This window comes from Paraburkholderia sp. J76, assembly GCF_905220295.1.
GTDB lineage: Bacteria > Pseudomonadota > Gammaproteobacteria > Burkholderiales > Burkholderiaceae > Paraburkholderia.
Genome location: NZ_CAJMZJ010000062.1, coordinates 1 through 316 on the forward strand (window position 1 = coordinate 1; position 316 = coordinate 316).

The window sequence follows — 316 nt, forward strand, 5'->3', positions numbered from 1 at the left end:
TGTGAAGATCGCGAAGATCGCCGCGAGTTCGGCCCCGAGCACGCGCGAGGGAAAGAGCGCGAGAAAGAACGTGACCGTGAAAGAGATGTAGCCGAGCACCGGCACCGACTGCAGGATGTCCAGAATCGGCACGAGCACCTGGCCCGCGCGGCGGCTCTTCGCGGCCAGCGTGCCGTACACGAGCGTAAAGACGAGCGAGGCCACCATCGCCGCAAGCATGCGCAGCGTCGTGCGCATGGCGTATTCGGGCAGGTTCGCGGGGTCGAGCGAGATGGGCTGCGCCTTGAGCGTGGCGATGGGCGCCATCGTTTCGTGG

Annotated in this window: 1 pseudogene; it reads right to left on the bottom strand. The window is 66.1% G+C overall.

What is annotated here, in order from left to right:
- A pseudogene (locus U5768_RS31915) lies at positions 1–316 on the bottom strand (sulfonate ABC transporter permease); the annotation flags it as partial.